We start from the raw sequence: 19,404 nt of genomic DNA, 5'->3' as shown, positions 1-19,404 counted from the left end.
ACCGTTGGCGGCGTCGGCTCCTCGGAGCGCGTCGCGGGATCCGGGTTCGTGTCGGTGGCGCACGGCATACTGGGGGCATGGATGAGTCCCAGGCTCTGTCGGCATCGCAGGCATACAGCATCGCGTCACTGCGCACGCTTGTGCGTTCCGGGCGCATCCGCATCCCGCAGTTCCAGCGAGCCTTTCGGTGGGAGCGCCGTGACGTCATCAGCCTCGTGGACTCCCTTCTGCGTGGCTTCCCCATCGGGAGCCTGCTGCTGTGGAAGCGTGGGGCGCCGCGCCAACGCCTGACGATTGGGGCGCTCCGGGTCGAGGCTCCCGAGGTCGCCGACGCGCTGTGGGTGGTGGACGGGCAACAGCGGATCACCAGCCTCGTCAACGTCGTCGACCCGGTCTCGGGGGTTGATCCTCGTTTCGCGATCGGGTATTCCCTGAAGGACCGTGAGGTGGTGCCCCTGCGTCCCAACAGCCCGGCCCTGGTCATCCCGCTGCCCGACCTCTTCGACTTCTCCCGGGCCCTGGCCTGGCTCCAGGACAACCCCGACGCCCGGGAGCACAGTGCCCATATCCAGGCGGTCGCCGGCCGGCTCAACACCGCTACTGTTCCCGCCACCGTCATAGAGGATGCCGACGAAAAGATCCTGCGAGAGGTCTTCGACCGGATCAACAACAGGGGCAAGCCGTTGAGCAGCGCGGAGATCTTCGATGCCATCCACGCTCGCCCGGATACCGGGCTGACGACGTCGCTCGTCGCCGCCCACCTCGACGATGCCACGTCGTTCGGAGTCCTGTCGGACAAGATCATCGTGCAGGCGATTCTCGTGCGCCGTCACCCGGACATCTCACGTGAAGCCAAGGAGATTCAGACCGAGTTCAGCCGGTCGTGGCGAATGGTGACCGACTTCCCCGAGGAGAGCCAACAGGAGGCTCTCGAGAGCACCCAGTCCGCTCTCATTGCTGCCGTGCGCTTCCTGCAGGAACGCTGCGGCATCCCGCATATGGTGCTTCTGCCCTTCCGTTTCCAGCTCCTCGTCCTGACGCGGTTCTTCGCACTGTTTCCCGTTGCGAAACCCCGTAATCTCGAGCTGCTCTCCCGCTGGCTGTGGAGGACGAGCGCCGGAGCGGACCGGCTGGGGATCAGCGGTTCGCAGACGGACCTGCGTGCGATGGCGACATGCCTCGTCGCAGGCGAGGAGTCGGCCTCCGTGCAGCGTCTTCTCGCGCGAGCCGAACTGCCCGACGGCGCGCGCATCCCGGACCTGAGCGTCTTTCGCGCCACACGCTCGGACTCCAAGCTCATCCTGGCCGCGCAGTGGAACCGCCAACCCGCGGATGTCCTGACCGGTCGGCCAATCACGGTCGAGCAGCTGCGCGAGCACCTCGACGGCGAGACGACGCCGAGCGCCGTTGTCGCCGACCTCGCCCCGGCCACCGAGATGGAGGACGGCGCCCCTGTCGCCGCGGCCAAGATGCTCGCTCTTGTCGACCAGCGCGAGGTCATGGCGAGATTGCCGGACCTGGACGATGGCACTCTCGGCTCACTGCTCCTGAACCGACAGGTCGTGGCGCTCCTGCAGGCCAACAGGTTCACCGAGGCCGTCGAGACCCGGGCCTGGATGCTGGAGACCCATCTCGAGGACTTTCTGGCCGCCCGTGCCGCCTGGGACCAGGAGGACACCCCGCCGCTGACCGACTACATCGCCGACGACCAGGACGGCGCATGAACGAGGCTGTCTACGCGGTCCTCCTCCATGGCGAGCACGTGGGCTCACTTCAGCGCCGCGAACAGTTCACGAAGTTCGTCTTCGACACCGACTACTGGGACCGCCCCCACCGGATGGTTCTGGGCAGGTGGTTCGAGGACCACCCGCGCGGGCAGCCGCGCGCCACCAACCGGGTGCCGGCCTGGTTTTCCAACCTCCTGCCCGAAGGGAGGCTGCGCGATCTCATCGCTCGTGAGCAGGGTGTGAGCACGTACCGCGAGATGGATCTGCTCGAGCGGATCGGCCGCGACCTGCCGGGAGCGGTCTCCGTCGCGGTGGACCCCGACCAGCGGGTCGACGCCCGGTTCGATGACGCTGTCCCCTCCCTGAGGCGGGAACCAGTGACGGCCGCGGGCCCGCGCCGGGCCTCCCTGGCGGGCATGGCCCTCAAGTTCTCGATGAGCCGTGACGGTGACCGCCTCGTCATCCCGGCTCACGACGAGGACGGGGACTGGATCCTCAAGACACCCGACCAGGCCTACCCAGGTCTGCCCGCCAACGAGCTCGCCGTCATGAACCTGGCCCGCCGGGTCGGGATCGAGGTGCCCGAGGCCCGCCTGTGGGACCGCGACAGCGTCGAGGACCTCGGTCCCGGCTCCTGGCCCTCCGAGGAGGCCACGGCATACGCGGTGCGCCGCTTCGACCGCTCGCCGGCGGGACGCGTCCACATCGAGGACTTTGCGCAAGTCCTCGGACACCACGGGGCGGGGGAAGGCAAGTACGGGTCCAGTGTCGAGACGTTCATCGGCCTGGCCTACCGCGGCCGGGACCACGACTCGCTCCAGGAGGCGGTGCGCAGGACCGTCTTCAACCTGCTCGTCGGAAACGGCGACGCCCACCTGAAGAACTGGTCCCTCATCTATCCCGACGGTCGGCGTGCCCGACTCTCACCGGCCTACGACCTCGTGTGCACCGCCGCCTACCCCAATCACGCCGAGCTCGGCCTGCCGTTCTATGGCTCGAGGCGCCTCGTGGAGGTCGGGCGTGGGCACTTCGAACGGCTCGAGCGTCACCTGGGCCTCGGACACCGCGACGTGCTCAACGTCCTCGATGAGACGGTCGAGAGGTTCCGGAAGGCGTGGAGGGACCACGAGGCCCCCGAAGAGGTCCGCCAGTGGATCAGTGCGCACCTGGAGCCCACGACAGTGCGACTGGCCCGCCCGGGTCTCACCTGAGACGGCGCCGCCCGCTTGAGCCCCGAGTCGCAGTCGGCCCCACTGTAGTTTTGCGCTACACCTCAGGCGTGGCACGATTCTGCCGTGACCGCAACGACGCAGCCCGCCTCGACCAGCGCCCCCGAGGCGCAGCCCCCCGCAGGACCCGCACCCACGGGCCTTCCCGACGCATCCTCCGCAGACGGGCGGACCGGGCCCCGGCCGTGGTGGGCCGACGCCGTCGTCTACCAGATCTACCCCCGCTCCTTCGCCGACGCCGACGGCAACGGCATCGGCGACCTGGCGGGCATCATGAGCCGGGTGCCCTACCTGCGGGCGCTGGGGGTCGACGCCGTGTGGCTCTCGCCCTTCTACCCCTCGGCCCTGGCCGACGGGGGCTACGACGTCGATGACTTCCGCGACGTCGCCCCCGAGATCGGGACGATGGAGGAGTTCGACGAGCTCGTCCGCGCCCTCCACGCCGCCGGCATCCGCGTCATGGTCGACATCGTTCCCAACCACTCCTCCAACCGCCACGCCTGGTTCCGGGCCGCCCTGGCCGGCGGGCCCGAGGCCCCGGAGCGCAGCCTCTACCACGTGCGCCCCGGCGCCGGGGAGCACGGCGAGCTGCCTCCCAACGACTGGCGCTCGATCTTCGGCGGCAGCGCCTGGGAGCGGATCGAGGACCGCGACGCCGACGGCGCCCCCCTGACCGGCCCCGGCACCGGCCGCCCCTACCAGTGGTACCTCCACGTCTTCGCCCCCGAGCAGCCCGACCTCAACTGGGACCACGAGGCTGTGCGCGAGGACCTGCTGACGACGCTGCGCTTCTGGTGCGACCACGGCGTCGACGGCTTCCGCGTCGACGTCGCCCTGGGCATGGCCAAAGACATGTCCGAGCCCTACCGCCCCTTCGCCGAGATCCCCTGGTGGCCGCTGCCCGAGGACGGCTCCCACCCGCTCATGGACCGCGATGAGGTCCATGAGATCTACGCCGCCTGGCGGGAGGTCCTGGACTCCTACGACCCGCCCCGCTTCGCCGTCGCCGAGGCCGGGGTCGCCCCCTCACGCCGCCCCGCCTACGCCGCCAGTGTCGGCCAGGCCTTCAACTTCCAGATGCAGGACGCCGACTTCACCAGCGAGTCCTACCTGTGGGCCATCGAGGCCGGGCTGGCCGACGAGGCCGAGTGCGGATCGACCACTTGGGTGCTGGGCTGCCACGACTCCACCCGTGTGGCCTCGCGCTACGGCTTCGACATCGCCGCACAGCCCTCGGCCCAGGACGGGGCGCCGGGCCAGGACACCGCCTACAACCCCGGCGGCGGGGGCGAACCCGCGGGGATCCAGCTGGGCATGGCCCGCCGCTGGATCCTGGCCGACGGCGTCGAGCCCGCCAACGACGCCGCCCTCGGCGAGCGCCGGGCGCGGGCCGCCGCCCTGGTCGTCATGGCGCTGCCCGGCGGGCTCTACATCTACCAGGGCGACGAGCTGGGCCTGCCCGAGGTCCCCGACATCCCCGAGGAGTGGCTGGCCGACCCCATCGCCCGGCGCAACCGCGGCGTCGAGAAGGGCCGCGACGGCTGCCGGGTCCCCCTGCCCTGGGCGGCGGAGGGCTCGTCCTACGGCTTCGGGCCCGACGGCGCCGCACCGCCTCACCTGCCCCAGCCCGCCGGGTGGGGAGCCCGCAGCGTCGAGACGCAGGAGGACGACCCCGGGTCGACCCTGCGGCTGTATCGCGATGGCCTGCGGCTGCGCCGCGAGCTGTGGGGCCCGGCCAACCGCGAGCCGCTGACCTGGGTGCGGCGGGACGAGGAGGTCCTGGCCTTCGCCCGCGGAGACCTCCAGTGCTGGACCGCCTTCGACGCCGAGGTCGAGCTGCCTGCCGGCGAGGTGCTCCTGGCCAGCGCCGCGCTCCGGACGCGCCAGGACGGCAGCGGCCGGCAGGTCCTCCCCCCGGATGCCACCGTCTGGCTGCGCCCCTGATCCACCCGGCGGCCCGGGGCGCGCTCCCAGGAGTGCGCCCCGGGCCGCCGGGGACTGTGAGGAGGAGGCTCAGCCCTGCGGGGGCTGGCCGCCACCCATGGCGCCGCCCATGCGGCCGGTCGACAGGGCCGAGGCGGTGCCGGTGGCCGACCCCCCGGAGGTCGTCTCCACGGTGTACTCGGTTCCCTCGGTCAGGCCCAGGACGGTCATGTAGTCGGCCGAGATGATGCTGGTCAGCTCCCAGCTGTCGCCGTCCGCGCTGGTGACCGTGATCGTGTCGCCCGCGGAGACTGAGGGGTCGCCGGTCACGCCCACCAGGGTGGTCTCTCCGTTGGCGTCGATGGCGCCGTCCATGGAGCCGGCCGAGCCGCCGACCACCACCTGGCCACCGGTGACGAAGGCCGAGCCGTTGGAGTCGATGCCGTCGGAGGCGGCGTAGTCGACCTGCACGGCACCGCCGGAGATCGTCAGGACCGAGCCGTCGTCGGACTCGGAGTCGGCGTTCTCGTAGCCCTCGATGGTGAAGTCGCCGTTGGAGGCGTTGATGCCGTCGTCGCCCGAGGTCACCGACAGCGCGCCGCCGCCGACATTGACGAAGGGTGCCTGGAGGCCCTCGTCGGCGGTGTCCAGGACCACCGTGCCGGAGTTCTGGGTGTACGACACCCCCGCGTTGATGCCCTTGGGCGAGGCGGTCGTGTCCGAGGTGTCCTCGGTCGTCGACTGCTGGCCGGGGGCGGCCTCCTCGGTGACGACGGCGTTGGCCTGGCCGCCGCCGGCGGTCACCGTCAGCGTCGTGCCGTCCACGGTCACGTCGGTGACCGCGGCCACGCCGTCGTCGCCGGCGGTGATCGTGACGGAGGCCTCGCCCAGGGCGACGAAGCCCTGCGTCTCGTCGGTGTCCTCGCTGGCCTTGAGGCCGTCGCCGCCGGCGGTCACCGTCAGCGTCCCCCCGTCGACCAGGAGGTAGTCCTTGCCGCGGATGCCGTCGTCGACGGCGTTGACCGTGATCGTCGGGTCGCCGACGATGGCCAGCCCGTTCTTCGAGGAGATGGCGTCGTTGGCGCTGCCGGTGACATCGAGTGAGCCGGTGCCCGCGATGGTGAGGGTGTCGGAGGAGAAGAGCGTGGCCGTGGCTGCCTCCTCGCTCGTGTCGGCGTAGGTGGCGCCGTCGGTCAGGGTGTTCGTGCTGCCCTCGGCCAGGACGAACACGGCCGTACCCGCGTCCTGGATGTCGATGGCGGGGCCGTCGGCGTTGGTGATCGAGACGTCGTCGGCCACGAGGCGGACCTCGGCGTCGGGGGCGTTGACGATGATCTGGCCGTCGTCCAGCGTCCCGGTCAGCACGAAGGTTCCCGCCCCGGTGATCGTCACGGTGGTCCCATCGACGCTCACGGCGTCGGCGTAGGCCCCCGAGACCTCGACCGAGCTGCCTGAGGCGGTGATGGTTGTGGCCGAGGAGGCGTCGTAGGTGCCGGCCGTGTCCTCCTCCGTGGCCGCCGAGACAGCCTCGGAGGTGTCGGCATTGGCGGCCAGGATGTCCGCGGTGCTCGCGCCGGTGGAGGCCTCGGCGACCGCCGAGGAGATCGAGGTCCACGCGGTCGCGCTGGCCTCCGTCTCCGAGCTGGACACCTCGGTGCTCGTGCTGTCGGTGCTCGTGCCGGCCGTCGTCGTCGAGCTCGTGCTCGAGCTGGTGGTCGTGGTCGAGCCCGTCGTCGATGTCGTCGCGCTGCTCGAGGGCGACAGGGATGAGCCGCAGGCGGCCACCAGTGCGATCGAGGCGAGCGCGGCCATGGCGCCGGTGGCGCGGCGGGTGGTACGGCCCTTGAGCGGGTTCTTCATGTCTCTGTTCTCCTTGGTTGCCGGGCCTTGGCCCGTCTGCGGTCTGGTGCGCCGTCAGGCGGCGCGGTGGTGCTGGTGGTCGTGGTGGTCTGGACGGTGCGCGCGGGTGGCGGGCGCCAGCTCGTGGGTGAGCACCCGGTGCCACTTGTTGGCGGGAAGCTCGGGGCGCAGGGCGGCCATCCCCGTGGCGTACTTCGACAGCCGGGCGGGACGGTGGCCCTGGGACCACAGGAACCGGTCGGCCGGCCCGGGGGTCGCCGGGCTCTTGGTCTCGACGATGGCCAGCCCTCCGGCGGGCAGGATCGGCCCCCGTTCGACCGTGCCGAACCGGTCCGTGCGCAGCGACGTCCAGGTCAGGCCCGTGTCAATAGTGGTGCGGGCCTCGTCGTCGGGCAGGTGCAGCGTGGTGCGCCAGTAGGTCGTCGCCATGACCGGAACAAGGCGGGTGGCCAGGTCCCCGCCGCACTGGGGCGAGCAGATTCCAGAGGACGCCAGGCAGTCGGCGACGAAGAGAAGGCCCTCGGGAGTGAGCCGGTCGGCGTCCTGGAGCCGGTAGGGCAGGCGCTCCTTGACCGTCGACTCCCGGGCACCGCGCGTCTTGACCTCGAGAAAGCAGATACCCGAGTCCAGGTAGGTGCGGGTGCGGACCTTGAAGCGGCGACGGCGCTTGCGGGCGGCCAGCATGTAGGCGCTCAGCTCCAGGGTGTCGAAGTAGGTCGAGGCGTAGGCGAAGCGGCGACGGTCGTCGATCTGCAGCACCAGTGCCCGGCCGGTCAGGGCGTTGGCGACATCCTGGACGGTTGCCGCCGGCACGAGGTACTTGCGGTCGACACGGGTGAGCAGTCCCGCGGCCTCATTGAGGGCCTCGAGGCTCGTGGGGGCGAGGTGGCCGGTCTCGAGCGGTGGGCGGGTGGTGGTCATGACTGGTCATCTCCTCTGTGGTGTCGGCTCGGGGCCCGGTGGGGCGGGCGGTCTGTCAGCGGGCGACGGCGTGCTGTGGCTGGTAGGAGACGGGCATCTGCGCAGCGCCCTGCGGGCGGTACCACTCGTCCAGCGGGGAGGCCTCGGGCGAGGCGGGCAGGGCTCCTGCGGCCGACTCCGCCCGCCCCGCCGGCTCACCGGCGGGCACCGGGCTGCGGTGGAGGCGGTAGCGCACGTCCACCAGGGTCGTGTCGTTGACGAGGTCGAGGCGCTGGACCTCCAGGCTGCGCACCGTCCCGCCCAGCAGCTTCTCGAGGTGGGCGATCAGGGCCCGCTCGTCGGCGATGGCGCGGTCGAGCATGACCACCTGGTGGCGGTTGCGGCGGACAAGGGCCGGGTGGTCCCCGATCCACAACGAGGCGACTACGAGGCCCATGAGCAGGGAGGTCACCGCGATCGATGCGCCGATGCCTCCCAGGAGGCCCAGGGCGAGGGCTGCGAAGAAGTAGGCGATCTCGTGCTGGGAGATCTCGGTGGAGCGCAGGCGGATGATCGACAGGACGCCGAAGAGTCCCAGACCCAGACCGGCGGAGATCGTTGCGGTGGCCAGCAGGAGCGTGACCGCCAGGACGCCGACGTTGATGCCGATGTAGGCGGCCAGAAGGTCCTTGCGGCCGTGGCGCGGCAGGTAGAGGGCTCCGATGAGCAAGGCCAGGGCGATGAGATCGGTGGCGATGGAGGCAAGGGAGGTGAGGCTCATAAGACGGTTCCTTGATCCTTAGATCCGTGGTGGTGGGTCGACCTGGTGTCGGCCTCGATGACCACGAGTCAACGGCCCGTCTCCATGAGGAGCCTGTGAACTGCTTAGTTCTCAGGCATGGGGTGCGGGTCACAGCGGCTCCACGGGGTGGTGCTGCCGGCAGAGGGAAGTCGTCAGGCGCGTGCGAGGGCCATGTCGCCCGGGCGGATCCAGCCCCGGCGTCGCATGAGCGCACAGATGCCCCAGCTGAGCGCGGCGGGGGCCGCGACGTGGAACAGCGCGATGGTCAGCGCCAGGCGCCCGGCGGGCACCGATGGCGACATGACCTGCCAGGTCATGATCTGCCCGACCAGCCCGGCCGATCCCATGCCCGAGCCCACCGCGTTGGACTCCATACGCAGCACGACGGTGGACACCGGTCCCAGGATCGCCGAGGCCAAGGTGGGCGGAACCCAGATGAGCGGACGGCGCATGATGTTGGGGACCTGGAGCATGGATGTCCCCAGCCCCTGGGCGAGCAGCCCGGACCAGCGGTTGTCCCGGAAGGACGCCACGGCAAAGCCCACCATCTGGGCGGTGCAGCCGATGGTCGCGGCGCCGGCCGCGGTACCGGACAGCCCGAGGATGACGCCCAGAGCTGCTGAGGAGATGGGCAGGGTGAGGACCATGCCCATGATGACCGACACGACGACCCCCATGAGAAGGGGCTGGCGCTCGGTGCCCCAGTTGATGACATGGCCGAGGGCGGTCATTGTCTGGGAGATCGGTGGCCCCACGAGCAGCCCGGTGCTGCCGCCGACGAACACGGTCGCCAGGGGAGTGACCAGGATGTCGACCGGTGTGCGTCCGGCGACCAGCCGGCCGACCTCGAAGGCCGCCCAGGCGGCCAGGAAGGCTCCCAGGGGCTCGCCCGGTCCGCGCAGGAGGAGGGAAGTTCCGGCGCCCTGGGTCACGACGGCCGTGCCGGCCAGGAGTGAGGAGGCGTGTGCCCCGATCGGCCCCGCAGTGCCGGCGCCCACGAGGACGAGGGTGCCGGCGCCCAGGCGATGGGCGGTTCCCAGGCCGATCCCCGCGCCGGTGACCGACGAGGCGACCCGCCCCATGAGGATGACCGCCTCGCCCAGGGCCCCGGGCAGTGCGGCGCCGAGTCGGGCCTCGATCTCGTCGAGGAGCTGCTCGGAGTCGGCCTCAATGGTGTGGGTGTGCCAACCGTTGGTCAGCTCCGCCAGGGTGGAGGACTCGGGCAGTCGGCTGAGGAAGTCGGTGAGGTCCGCGGTGTCGCCGATGAGCAGGTCGACGGTGATCTGTCCGTAGAGCCGGTGCTCGACAGACACGTCCAGCACCGTTCCCCCCGCCTCGACGATCACGGACAGCTCGGTGGGGATCTCGGCTCGCGTGTGCTGGACCGCGATGGAGCGGCGGGGCCTGTCGGTGGGGCGCGCCAGGATGTATCCGCGGTTGGTGGCGCGGATCGCGTGGCCGGCCGCCCGCAGCAGGGCCACGTCGCCGACTATGACCTGACGCGATACCCCGAGCCGCTCCCCTAAGGACCAGGCGGCCACGGGTGCGGCCGCCGCGGACAGGCGGGTCAGGATCGCCTCCCTGCGTTCGGCGGCATCCACATGCTCCTCCTCGGTGTTGCGGTGACGGGTGGTGGGCGGGTGCCGGTCAGGAGGTCAAGGACCCTCTTCGGTGTGCGGCAACGGGTGCTCCGCGTCGCGCGCCCGTGCAACTGCCGCGGGTCCGGCACTGACCGGTGTGCCCCTGACGGCGTCAGTGGACACCGTCCCGACCCATCAAGGCCAGCGCGGGTGCAGGTCGGGTGCAGGTCGGGTGCTCGGCGCGGCGTGGGTGGAGGGCCACAGGATACCGGCACCCGATGGCCGCCCGGGCGGGCGCCGCGCAGCATTGGGGAGCGCGGGGGCCGACCCGGCGACACGCCCGGGGTGCGGTGTGACGAGAAACCATTTTCTGGGACTTTGTCCCCAGGGTGGGGAGCGGTCATCGTCGGGGGAGGCACAGGTCTGTGCACGAAGGGGGCGAGTTCGTGTCACACCCTTGGAGCACCATGGTTCTGCGGATCCGTCGGGGGTGGCGCTCCGGAGCGGCGGCCGCCGACTGGAGGCGGACCCACCGGGCGTCCACACTCCCGCCGGAGCTCTCCACAGGAAGAAGGTGAACTGTGCACAGCGCCACGCCGAACACATCATCTTGGGGTGCTGGCGGGCACCGACCCCTAGGGGTAGTGTCTTGCCCCGCAGGGCCACAGCGCCCTCCCGCGAACTACACATGTGTGGTTACACCGGCGCAAGCCCTTCCTCGTGAGGGCGTCGATGTGACCGCGCCCGGCCCTGATCCACCTCTCGACAGCCAGGAAGTGACCGACATGGCGATCACCGTCTACTCCAAGCCCAACTGTGTCCAGTGCACCGCGACGTACCGCGCCCTGGACAAGGCCGGCCTGCCCTACGCGACGGTGGACATCTCCCTCGACGTCGAGGCGCTGGAGCAGGTCAGGTCCCTGGGCTACGCCCAGGCGCCCGTCGTCGTCGCCGGTGACGAGCACTGGTCGGGCTTCCGCCCCGACAAGATCAAGGCGCTGGCCTCCGCCCGCGAGGCCGTCGCCATCTGAGCGAGGGCCGGGCACCGGTGGGCGCGCGGCCCCTCCTCGTCTACTTCTCCTCGACCTCGGAGAACACGCACCGCTTCGTGGGCAAGCTCGACTTCCCCGCGGTCCGGATCCCGTTGCTGCCCACCGACGGGCTGTTGCGAGTCGATGAGGAGTATGTGCTGGTCGTGCCCACCTACGGAGGAGGGACCGTCAAGGGCGCCGTGCCCAAGCAGGTCATCCGTTTCCTCAACGACCCGCACAACCGCTCTCTGTGCCGGGGGGTCATCTCCTCAGGCAACACCAATTTCGGCGAGGCGTACTGCCTGGCCGGTGACATCATCGCCCGCAAGCTCGATGTGCCGCTGCTCTACCGGTACGAGCTGTTGGGAACCCCCGCTGACGTCGCGCGCGTCACTGAAGGATTGGACACGTTTTGGCAGACACGCTGACGGACACGGGCCTGGAGTCCGCCCCCTCCCCGGACCTGGACTACCACGCGCTCAACGCCACGCTCAACCTGTATGACGCGAATGGGCTCATCCAGTTCGACGCCGACCGGGAGGCCGCCCGCCAGTACTTCCTCCAGCACGTCAACCAGAACACCGTCTTCTTCCACGACCTGGAGGAGAAGCTGGAGTACCTCGTCGAGGAGGGCTACTACGAGAAGCCCGTGCTCGACAAGTACTCCCCGGAGTTCGTCAAGGACGCCTTCAAGGCCGCCTACGCCCACAAGTTCCGCTTCTCGACCTTCCTGGGCGCCTTCAAGTACTACACCTCCTACACCCTCAAGACCTTCGATGGGAAGCGCTACCTGGAGCGCTTCGAGGACCGCGTTACCATGGTGGCCCTCGCCCTGGCCGACGGCGATGAGGCCCTGGCCATGGATCTCATCGAGGAGATGATGACCGGTCGCTTCCAGCCGGCCACGCCCACCTTCCTCAATGAGGGCAAGGCGCAGCGGGGCGAGCCCGTGTCCTGCTTCCTCGTGCGCATCGAGGACAACATGGAGTCGATCGCCCGGGGCATCAACTCCGCCCTCCAGCTGTCCAAGCGCGGTGGCGGCGTTGCGCTCCAGCTGACCAACCTGCGGGAGATGGGTGCACCGATCAAGCGCATCGAGAACCAGTCCAGCGGCGTCATCCCGGTCATGAAGCTGCTCGAGGACTCCTTCTCCTACGCCAACCAGCTCGGTGCCCGCCAGGGCGCCGGTGCCGTGTACCTCCACGCCCACCACCCCGACATCATGCGGTTCCTCGACACCAAGCGCGAGAACGCCGACGAGAAGATCCGCATCAAGACGCTCTCCCTGGGCGTGGTCATCCCCGACATCACCTTCGAGCTGGCCCGCAACAACGAGGACATGTACCTCTTCAGCCCCTACGACGTCGAGCGTGTCTACGGCGTCCCCTTCTCGGAGGTCTCGGTGACCGAGAAGTATCGGGAAATGGTTGACGACGGCCGGATCAAGAAGAAGAAGATCAACGCCCGGCAGTTCTTCCAGACGCTGGCTGAGATCCAGTTCGAGTCGGGTTACCCGTACGTCATGTTCGAGGACACCGTCAACCGGGCGAACCCCATCAAGGGCAAGATCACCATGTCCAACCTGTGCTCCGAGATCCTCCAGGTCTCGGAGGCCAGCGAGCTGGCGGAGGACCTGTCCTACACGCATGTCGGCAAGGACATCTCCTGCAACCTGGGCTCCCTCAACATTGCCAAGACGATGGACTCCCCGGACTTCATGCGCACCGTGGGCACCGCCGTGCGCGGGCTGACCGCCGTGTCCGACCAGACCCACCTGCCGAGCGTGCCGTCGATCGACCGCGGGAACCGCGAGTCCCACGCGATCGGCCTGGGGCAGATGAACCTCCACGGCTTCCTGGCCCGTGAGCGCATCCACTACGGCAGCGAGGAGGGCCTGGACTTCACCAACGTCTACTTCGCCTGCGTCCTGTTCGCCGCGCTGACCGCCTCCCACGACCTCGCCGTCGAGCGGGGCCGGGCCTTTGGGGGCTTCGAGGACTCCAAGTACGCCAGCGGCGAGTTCTTCGAGAAGTACATCAACCAGGACTTCCTGCCGGTGACCGAGCGCGTCAAGGAGGTCTTCGCCGCCAGCTCGGTGCACGTGCCCACCCGTGCCGACTGGGCCGAGCTGGCCGACAAGATCAAGCGGGACGGCATCTACAACCGCAACCTCCAGGCGGTTCCGCCCACCGGGTCGATCTCCTACATCAACCACTCGACCTCCTCGATCCACCCGATCGTCTCCAAGATCGAGATTCGCAAGGAGGGCAAGATCGGGCGCGTCTACTACCCGGCTCCCTACATGTCCAACGACAACCTCGAGTACTACGAGGACGCTTACGAGATCGGTCCTGAGAAGATCATCGACACCTACGCCGCGGCGACCCAGCATGTCGACCAGGGGCTGAGCCTCACTCTCTTCTTCCCCGACACCGCCACGACCCGTGACGTCAACCGGACCCAGATCTACGCCTGGCGCAAGGGGATCAAGACCCTCTACTACATCCGCCTGCGCCAGGCCGCGCTCGAGGGCACAGAGGTCGCCGGCTGCGTGTCCTGCATGCTGTGACGACACCGAGGAAGAAGTCCTCCGGGATACGTGGTTCGGGTGCGCGGAACCTGGAGCGTCCTTACCGGGTGTTTGTGGACGAGTCGGAGGTCAGGGGCTACTCGATAACGGCGGTCTACGTATGGCCCGCCGACATGCATCTCATCAAGAAGACTCTTCGGAAGTATCTGCGACCGGGGCAACGGTCGATCCACTTTACAAAGGAGCGGAACGAAACTCGGCATGCGCTTCTTCGTGAGATTAAAAAGATGCCTGTTAGAATCGAGGTGTATTGGACGTCGGACAAGCCTCGGCGCGGGCGTCGAACGTGCGTGCGTGCGCTCGCTGAGAATCTCGGGACGGTCCGTGCCAGCAGTTGGTCTTCGATCGGAACGACTCCACCGTCCGTTCTGACAGACAGGTTCTCGTTGGAGTGCTGCCCGGTCACTGGGACGGAACCTACGATCATGTCCACGACCATCAGGAGGAGCTCCTGTGGCTCCCCGATGCAATTAGTTGGTGCTGGAACAAGGGCGGACACTGGCGAGCCAGTGTCGAGCAGATGGATCTGACTGTCATTGACCTGGGCCCTTGACGCGCGAAACCCGGCCCGCCCACCGTCCGGAAGGCTGCCGGGTCCACTTCATCCCACTACAGCGACATGCAGCCTCAAACTATCCGGTCGTAGGCTGGTGCCGCAAGGTTTCGCTCACCGGCGGCTCAGGGCCCGTCGGACGGTCGAGCGCAGGTTGACCGCCCCGCGGGCCAGCGCCAGGGCCGCAGGCTCGCCGGGCGGCGTGATCTCGATGAGCTCGACACCGGGCGCACGCAGCCGCTCGGCCCCGTCGCGCAGCACACCGGCCAGGACCATGACCGGCACCCCATGACGCCTCGCGGCCCGCACGACACCGCCGACCGCCTTGCCCTCCAGGCTCTGGGCGTCAACGGCCCCCTCACCGGTCAGGACAAGGTCGGCGTCGGCGATCCGCTCCTCCAACCCGGCGGCGCGCGCCACGATCTCAAAACCGGGAACGATCCGCGCCCCGAGCGCAGCGGCGAGGGCGAAGCCCACACCGCCCGCCGCGCCTGCCCCGGGATCCTCCACCCGGTGCGCCAGCCCCATCAGTCCGGCCAGGCGCCCGATCTCGGCGTCCAAGGCGGCGACCCGCTCGGTGTTGACGCCCTTTTGCGGCCCGAACACCGCCGTCGCACCGCTCGGCCCGAGCAGCGGGTTCGTCACGTCGCAGGCCACCGTCAGATCGACCCCCGCCAGGCGCTCACGTGCGGGGTCGATGTCGATCGTGGCGATCCGGTCGAATGCCGCGGGCACCGGCTCCACGGGGCGGCCGGTGCCATCGAGCACCGCAGCGCCGAGTGCCGCGAGCATTCCCAGTCCCATGTCGTTGGTCGCCGATCCACCGATCCCGACAACGGCATCGCCGGCCCCGCACGCCATGGCGGCCCGCAGCAGCAGCCCCAGGCCTCGCGTCGAGGAGCGCATGACGTCGCGCTCGGCGGGCCGGATCCGCTCCAGCCCGGCTGCCCCGGCCAGGTCGAGCGCCGCGCTGCGCCGCCCCTCGGGCCCGCTCAGGCCCAGGCCCGCGGTCACCGGCCGGCCCAGTGCGTCGACGGTCGGAACCTCGATCCACTCCCCGCTGCGGAGCGCGGTGAGGGTCCGGGCGAAGCCCTCCCCGCCGTCGGAGACGGGAAGGAGCTCGACGGCGGCATCGGGGAGGGCGTCGGCGGCCCCCAGGGCCATGGCGCGGGCCGCGCCCGGCGCGGTCATCGACTCCTTGAAGGAGTCGGGGGCGATGACGATCCGCATGTGCTGATCCTGCCCGCCCATCCGAGTGCACTCCACCCCGCCCTCCACCGCGAGATCGGGACATATGACACCCCGAGATCGGGACATATGACACCCGGGGCTAGGGGGGCGCCTCGTGTCGGGCGGGGGAGTGAGCTGTTGGGCCCGGCCCTGGTAGGTCGGGCGGGGGAGAGGATCCTCAGGCCCAGCCCTGGTAGGTCGGGACGAGGACCATGTCGTGAACGTTGACGTCCTGGGGCGTGTTGAGGCAGTGGTGCACGACGGCGGCCACGTCCTGGGCGGTCAGCGGCGCCAGGGCGATGTGGTCGGTGACCGCGGGGATCGAGCGTCGGGCGGTCAACGGTGTCTCGACGTACCCGGTGGCAATGGTCCGCGCGCGCACCCTGTCCCCGCGCAGCTCGACGCGCAGCTGCTCGCCCAGGGCGTGGCGGGCTGCCGCCGCGGCGCCGTAGACGACGGCCTCCTCGAAGGCGGTGCTCCCAGCGATCGACCCGATGACCACGACGTCGGAGACCCCGTGGGCCTGGGCGCCCTCCTGCAGCGCGGGCAGCAGGTAGCGCACCGCCCGCAGCACGGTGTGGGTGTCGGTGGAGAACTCCTCGACGAGGACCTCGGCGTCCCGCAGCGCGAAGTGGCCGTTCATCGCCCCGCCCGCGCTGACGACGAGCGCGTCGAGCCCGGCCTCGTCCTGGGCGATCCCCTCCAGTGCGGTGCGGGCGGTGCCGACATCGAGCAGGTCGCAGCGCACGAAGCGTGCCCCGAGGGACTCCAGGTCCTCGAGCGGGTCCTGCCGGTCGACGACGATGGTGCGCCAGCCCTCGGCCAGCGCCTGTCGGGCCACGGCCAGGCCGATCCCGGAGGACCCCCCGGCCACGACGATGCTGCGTGCTGTCATGTCTGCTGCCCCTCCCTGAGGCGTCGGCGCCGGCCGCTGCGCTCGGCACTGTCGGACGGGTCGCCGGGGCGCAGCGCCTCGAGGGCGGCGATGAGGTCGGCGGCCTCCACCGGGCCGTCGTAGATGACCTCGCCCACGAAGAAGGTGGGCGCGGTGGTCAGGCACAGGGTGCCCGCGTCGTCGGCGTCGTCGGAGACCCGCACGGCGTGCATGCCCAGGCGCACCGCCTCCTCCAGGCGCGGCAGGTTCGCCCCGACGTCGACGGCGACCCGGCGCAGCATCCGCGCGTCGAGCTCCTCGTCCTGGGTGGCCAGCTCCAGCTCGCGTTTCATCGGGGCGAAGAGCTCATAGCTCTGCGCGGCCACCGCCTCCAGGGCGAGAGCCGCCTGGAGCGCCGCCGGGTCCTCCCCCGGGTTGTGCCGGAAGACGTAGCGCAGCTCGGGCCCGAAGTGGTCGCGCACCTCGCGCAGGACCTCGGCCTTGTCGGCGTCGTCCAGGCCGCCCAGGCGGCCGTACTCCACGAGGGTGAGCGGGGCGTCGACCGGCCCCTCGATGTGGTCGCGCTCGGGGTCGACCGGACGGGTCAGGTGCTTGCGGGCCGGGGCGTGCTGCTCGTCGTAGCGGGCCGTGCTCTCCAGCATGACCATGCCCAGTCCCGCGGCGATGAGCGAGGCGGTCAGCACCCCGATCCTGGCGTCGGACTTCAGCGCCTCATCGGTGATGGCCAGCTCGACGATGAACAAGGAGATGGTGAAGCCGATCCCGGTCAGCATCGACCCGGCGCCGATGTGGCGGAAGCCCAGTCCCGGGGCCAGCGCGCCGATGCGCAGCCGGGTCGCCAGCCAGGTCGCGCCGAGCACGCCCGCGTGCTTGCCCACGACGAGGCCCACGATGATGCCCCAGGTCAACGGGGAGGTGAAGGCGTGGCGCAGGGTCTGTCCGGTGATGACCACCCCCGCGTTGGCCAGGGCGAACATCGGCACGACCAGCAGGTTGACCGTCGGGGCCAGGACGAGCTGGAGACGCTCGTTGATCGACACCGAGCGCAGGATCCCCTCGACCGCGGCGTTGCCGGTGGCGGCCACGGGGGTGCGGCGGAAGACCTGGGTCAGCTCCTCGGCGCGCAGCACCTCGGCACGCTCGGGCGGGAAGACCGGCAGAAGGAGCCCGAGCACGACCCCCGCGATCGTGGCGTGCACCCCGGAGGCCAGGAAGGCCACCCACAGCACCGCCCCGGCCACAATGTAGACCGCCGTGCGGTGCAGCCGGGCCTGCTGGAGCAGGTAGAGCACCAGCGCGGTGACCGCGACGACGACAAGGGGCACGATGCGGATCGACTCGGTGTAGACCACGGCGATGACGAGCAGGGCGCCGACGTCGTCGACAACGGCCAGGGCCACGAGGAAGGCCCGCAGCGGTTGGGGCAGGCGCGCGCCGAAGACCGCCAGGAGGCCCACGACGAAGGCGGTGTCGGTGGAGATGACGACGCCCCAGGCCCCGGCGCCCTCGGCCCCGGCGTTGAGCGCGAGGAACAGCACGGCCGGCAGGGCGAGGCCAGCGACCGCGGCCACCATCGGCACGCTCGCGTGCCGCCAGTCGCTCAGCTCGCCCATGATGAAGTCGTGCTTGACCTCCAGGGAGACCAGGAAGAAGAACATCATCATGAGGCCGTCGTTGATCCAGTGCTGGAGCGACATGGAGATCTCGGCGTCCCCGAGGGTCAGGGCGAGGTCGGTGTGCCAGAAGTCGCTGTAGGACGAGCCGCCCAGGTTGGCCCACAGGATCGCCACGACCGTGGCGGCCAGGAGCAGGAGGGCGCCGGAGGTCTCCGAGGCGCGGAAGGCGGCGAGGCCGGCTTGCAGGCGGGCCACGGCGGCGGCGGTGCGGGCCTGGTTCATCACCGGCTCCCGATCGGGCGGATGGTGGCCCGGGCGAGGTTGACGTGCGGGGGCAGGGAGGCCATGAAGGCGACCTCGGCGGCGACCCGGCCCGTCTCGATGGTCGCCTCGGCGGCGAGCTCGTCGGTGAGCACGTCGTGGTGGTCGCTGGTCGAGCGGTCGGCGCCGAAGTTGGACTCGGCGAAGAAGTTGCCGGCGGTGAACAGGCAGGCCAGGTGGTGGACGCGCACGCCGCGCGGCCCGTACTCGGCGCGCAGGTGCTTGGCGAACTGGCCGATGGAGGTGCCCAGCGAGGAGAAGACGGCGTAGGCCTTCTGGCGCTCGCGGGCCGGGCCCGTTCCCAGGAGGATGATGTCGGCCGGCTCGTCGCGCGCCCCGGCGGCCAGGATGTCGGGGGCGAAGATCTGCACCGCCTGGAGCGTGCCGCGCAGGTTGACCGAGAGCATGGCGTTCCAGTCCGCCGGGATGGCCTCCTCGAAGGGGGCGGCCCGGCGGATGCCGGCGGCGACGACGAGCAGGTCGGGCGGCCCGAGGCGGTCCAGGATCTTGTCTCGCGCCTCGACGATCTCGAAGGCACTGGTGACGTCCGCGGGGCAGCACAGGGTGCGGGCGTCCTCAGGCAGGTGGGCCCGCAGGCGCTCGAGACGACGGCGGTTGCGGGCGATGAGGCCGACCTGGGCTCCCGCCTCGACAAGGGCGTGGACGACCGCCGAGCCGATGGCGCCGGTCGCACCGGTGACGACCGCGGTGCGGTTGCTCAGATCGATGGGTGCCATCGTGTCCCCTCCCTCATCCGGCCTCATCATGGGTCGTGCGGGCGCCTCGTGGCGCGCCGCGCACTGACCCGGGCAATGTACCAGTCGGCGATGACAGGATCGTTCCGCCCTGGGTGCCGGGTCGGGGCGCGGTGCGGTGCCGGCGCGCGAGGCGCTCGATCAGCTCGTCGGTCAGTGCCTGGAGGGGGCCGCTGCGCACCACGGGTTCCATGGCGACAGTGTCCCACCGCCCCGCCCGGGGCTCGGTCGGGATCGCGACCGTTCACCGCGTGGATGAGCGGTCATGGCTGATGTGGAGACCGTGGCGCCGCAAGACATCAGGCGGCGGAGCGGGTTCTGGAAAAACGGCGTGGCGCAGGACATGGTGTGCGTAGCCTTGGGGGCGTGTGGGCTGCGTCTCAACGGCGGCT

14 protein-coding genes are annotated in these 19,404 nt (G+C 70.2%); 6 read left to right on the top strand and 8 right to left on the bottom strand.

Going from position 1 to position 19,404, the window contains the following annotated elements:
- The first annotated feature begins 77 nt into the window (after positions 1–77).
- From Q4C85_RS07745 to Q4C85_RS07735, 3 genes are all read left to right on the top strand, one after another.
- Complete coding sequence (locus Q4C85_RS07745) at positions 78–1,724, top strand: DUF262 domain-containing protein (RefSeq protein ID WP_303141077.1); 1,647 nt, start codon at positions 78–80, stop codon at positions 1,722–1,724.
- A complete protein-coding gene (locus Q4C85_RS07740; RefSeq protein ID WP_303141075.1) occupies positions 1,721–2,938 on the top strand; it encodes a type II toxin-antitoxin system HipA family toxin in 1,218 nt (405 codons plus the stop codon). The genes Q4C85_RS07745 and Q4C85_RS07740 overlap by 4 nt, the downstream gene beginning before the upstream one ends.
- Positions 2,939–3,022: 84 nt before the next feature.
- A complete protein-coding gene (locus Q4C85_RS07735) occupies positions 3,023–4,900 on the top strand; it encodes a glycoside hydrolase family 13 protein (protein ID WP_303141074.1) in 1,878 nt (625 codons plus the stop codon).
- A gap of 69 nt (positions 4,901–4,969) precedes the next feature.
- On the opposite strand, the gene Q4C85_RS07730 is transcribed toward Q4C85_RS07735, so the two are convergent.
- The 4 genes from Q4C85_RS07730 to Q4C85_RS07715 form a co-directional block, all read right to left on the bottom strand.
- Complete coding sequence (locus tag Q4C85_RS07730; protein WP_303141072.1) at positions 4,970–6,739, bottom strand: carbohydrate-binding domain-containing protein; 1,770 nt, start codon at positions 6,737–6,739, stop codon at positions 4,970–4,972.
- Between the two features lie 54 nt (positions 6,740–6,793).
- Positions 6,794–7,660 carry a polyphosphate polymerase domain-containing protein gene (locus tag Q4C85_RS07725; protein WP_303141071.1) on the bottom strand — a complete coding sequence of 289 codons (867 nt, stop codon included), beginning with the start codon at positions 7,658–7,660 and terminating at the stop codon, positions 6,794–6,796.
- Positions 7,661–7,715: 55 nt separating this feature from the next.
- Positions 7,716–8,420 carry a DUF4956 domain-containing protein gene (locus Q4C85_RS07720; protein WP_303141070.1) on the bottom strand — a complete coding sequence of 235 codons (705 nt, stop codon included), beginning with the start codon at positions 8,418–8,420 and terminating at the stop codon, positions 7,716–7,718.
- Between the two features lie 173 nt (positions 8,421–8,593).
- The gene (locus Q4C85_RS07715) at positions 8,594–10,042 is read right to left on the bottom strand and encodes a PTS sugar transporter subunit IIC (RefSeq protein WP_303141068.1); all 1,449 of its coding nucleotides are present in this window, start codon (positions 10,040–10,042) and stop codon (positions 8,594–8,596) included.
- 764 nt (positions 10,043–10,806) lie between these two features.
- Here Q4C85_RS07715 and nrdH point away from each other — a divergent pair.
- The 3 genes from nrdH to nrdE are packed head-to-tail and all read left to right on the top strand — an operon-like array spanning position 10,807 to position 13,621.
- A complete protein-coding gene (nrdH, locus tag Q4C85_RS07710) occupies positions 10,807–11,052 on the top strand; it encodes a glutaredoxin-like protein NrdH (RefSeq protein WP_303141066.1) in 246 nt (81 codons plus the stop codon).
- Positions 11,053–11,069: 17 nt separating this feature from the next.
- Positions 11,070–11,480, top strand: coding sequence for a class Ib ribonucleoside-diphosphate reductase assembly flavoprotein NrdI (nrdI, locus tag Q4C85_RS07705; RefSeq protein WP_303141065.1), 411 nt, complete (start codon positions 11,070–11,072; stop codon positions 11,478–11,480).
- On the top strand, positions 11,465–13,621 hold the full coding sequence (nrdE, locus tag Q4C85_RS07700; protein WP_303141063.1) for a class 1b ribonucleoside-diphosphate reductase subunit alpha: 2,157 nt from the start codon (positions 11,465–11,467) through the stop codon (positions 13,619–13,621). Before nrdI ends, nrdE begins: the two co-directional genes overlap by 16 nt.
- A gap of 688 nt (positions 13,622–14,309) precedes the next feature.
- Here the strand turns inward: nrdE and Q4C85_RS07695 are convergent.
- From Q4C85_RS07695 to Q4C85_RS07680, 4 genes are all read right to left on the bottom strand, one after another.
- Positions 14,310–15,425 carry a glycerate kinase gene (locus tag Q4C85_RS07695; protein ID WP_303141061.1) on the bottom strand — a complete coding sequence of 372 codons (1,116 nt, stop codon included), beginning with the start codon at positions 15,423–15,425 and terminating at the stop codon, positions 14,310–14,312.
- Positions 15,426–15,603: 178 nt separating this feature from the next.
- Positions 15,604–16,320, bottom strand: a complete 717-nt coding sequence (locus tag Q4C85_RS07690; RefSeq protein ID WP_303141059.1) for an SDR family oxidoreductase — start codon at positions 16,318–16,320, stop codon at positions 15,604–15,606.
- Complete coding sequence (gene nhaA / locus Q4C85_RS07685; RefSeq protein ID WP_303141057.1) at positions 16,317–18,218, bottom strand: Na+/H+ antiporter NhaA; 1,902 nt, start codon at positions 18,216–18,218, stop codon at positions 16,317–16,319. The genes Q4C85_RS07690 and nhaA overlap by 4 nt, the downstream gene beginning before the upstream one ends.
- The gene (locus tag Q4C85_RS07680; RefSeq protein WP_303141055.1) at positions 18,218–18,994 is read right to left on the bottom strand and encodes an SDR family oxidoreductase; all 777 of its coding nucleotides are present in this window, start codon (positions 18,992–18,994) and stop codon (positions 18,218–18,220) included. The genes nhaA and Q4C85_RS07680 overlap by 1 nt, the downstream gene beginning before the upstream one ends.
- Positions 18,995–19,404: the final 410 nt, after the last annotated feature.

It is taken from the genome of Actinomyces sp., from assembly GCF_030524025.1.
Lineage (GTDB): Bacteria > Actinomycetota > Actinomycetes > Actinomycetales > Actinomycetaceae > Actinomyces.
Note: the sequence above shows the minus strand (reverse complement) of the source record. Positions and strands in the feature narration are given on the sequence as shown.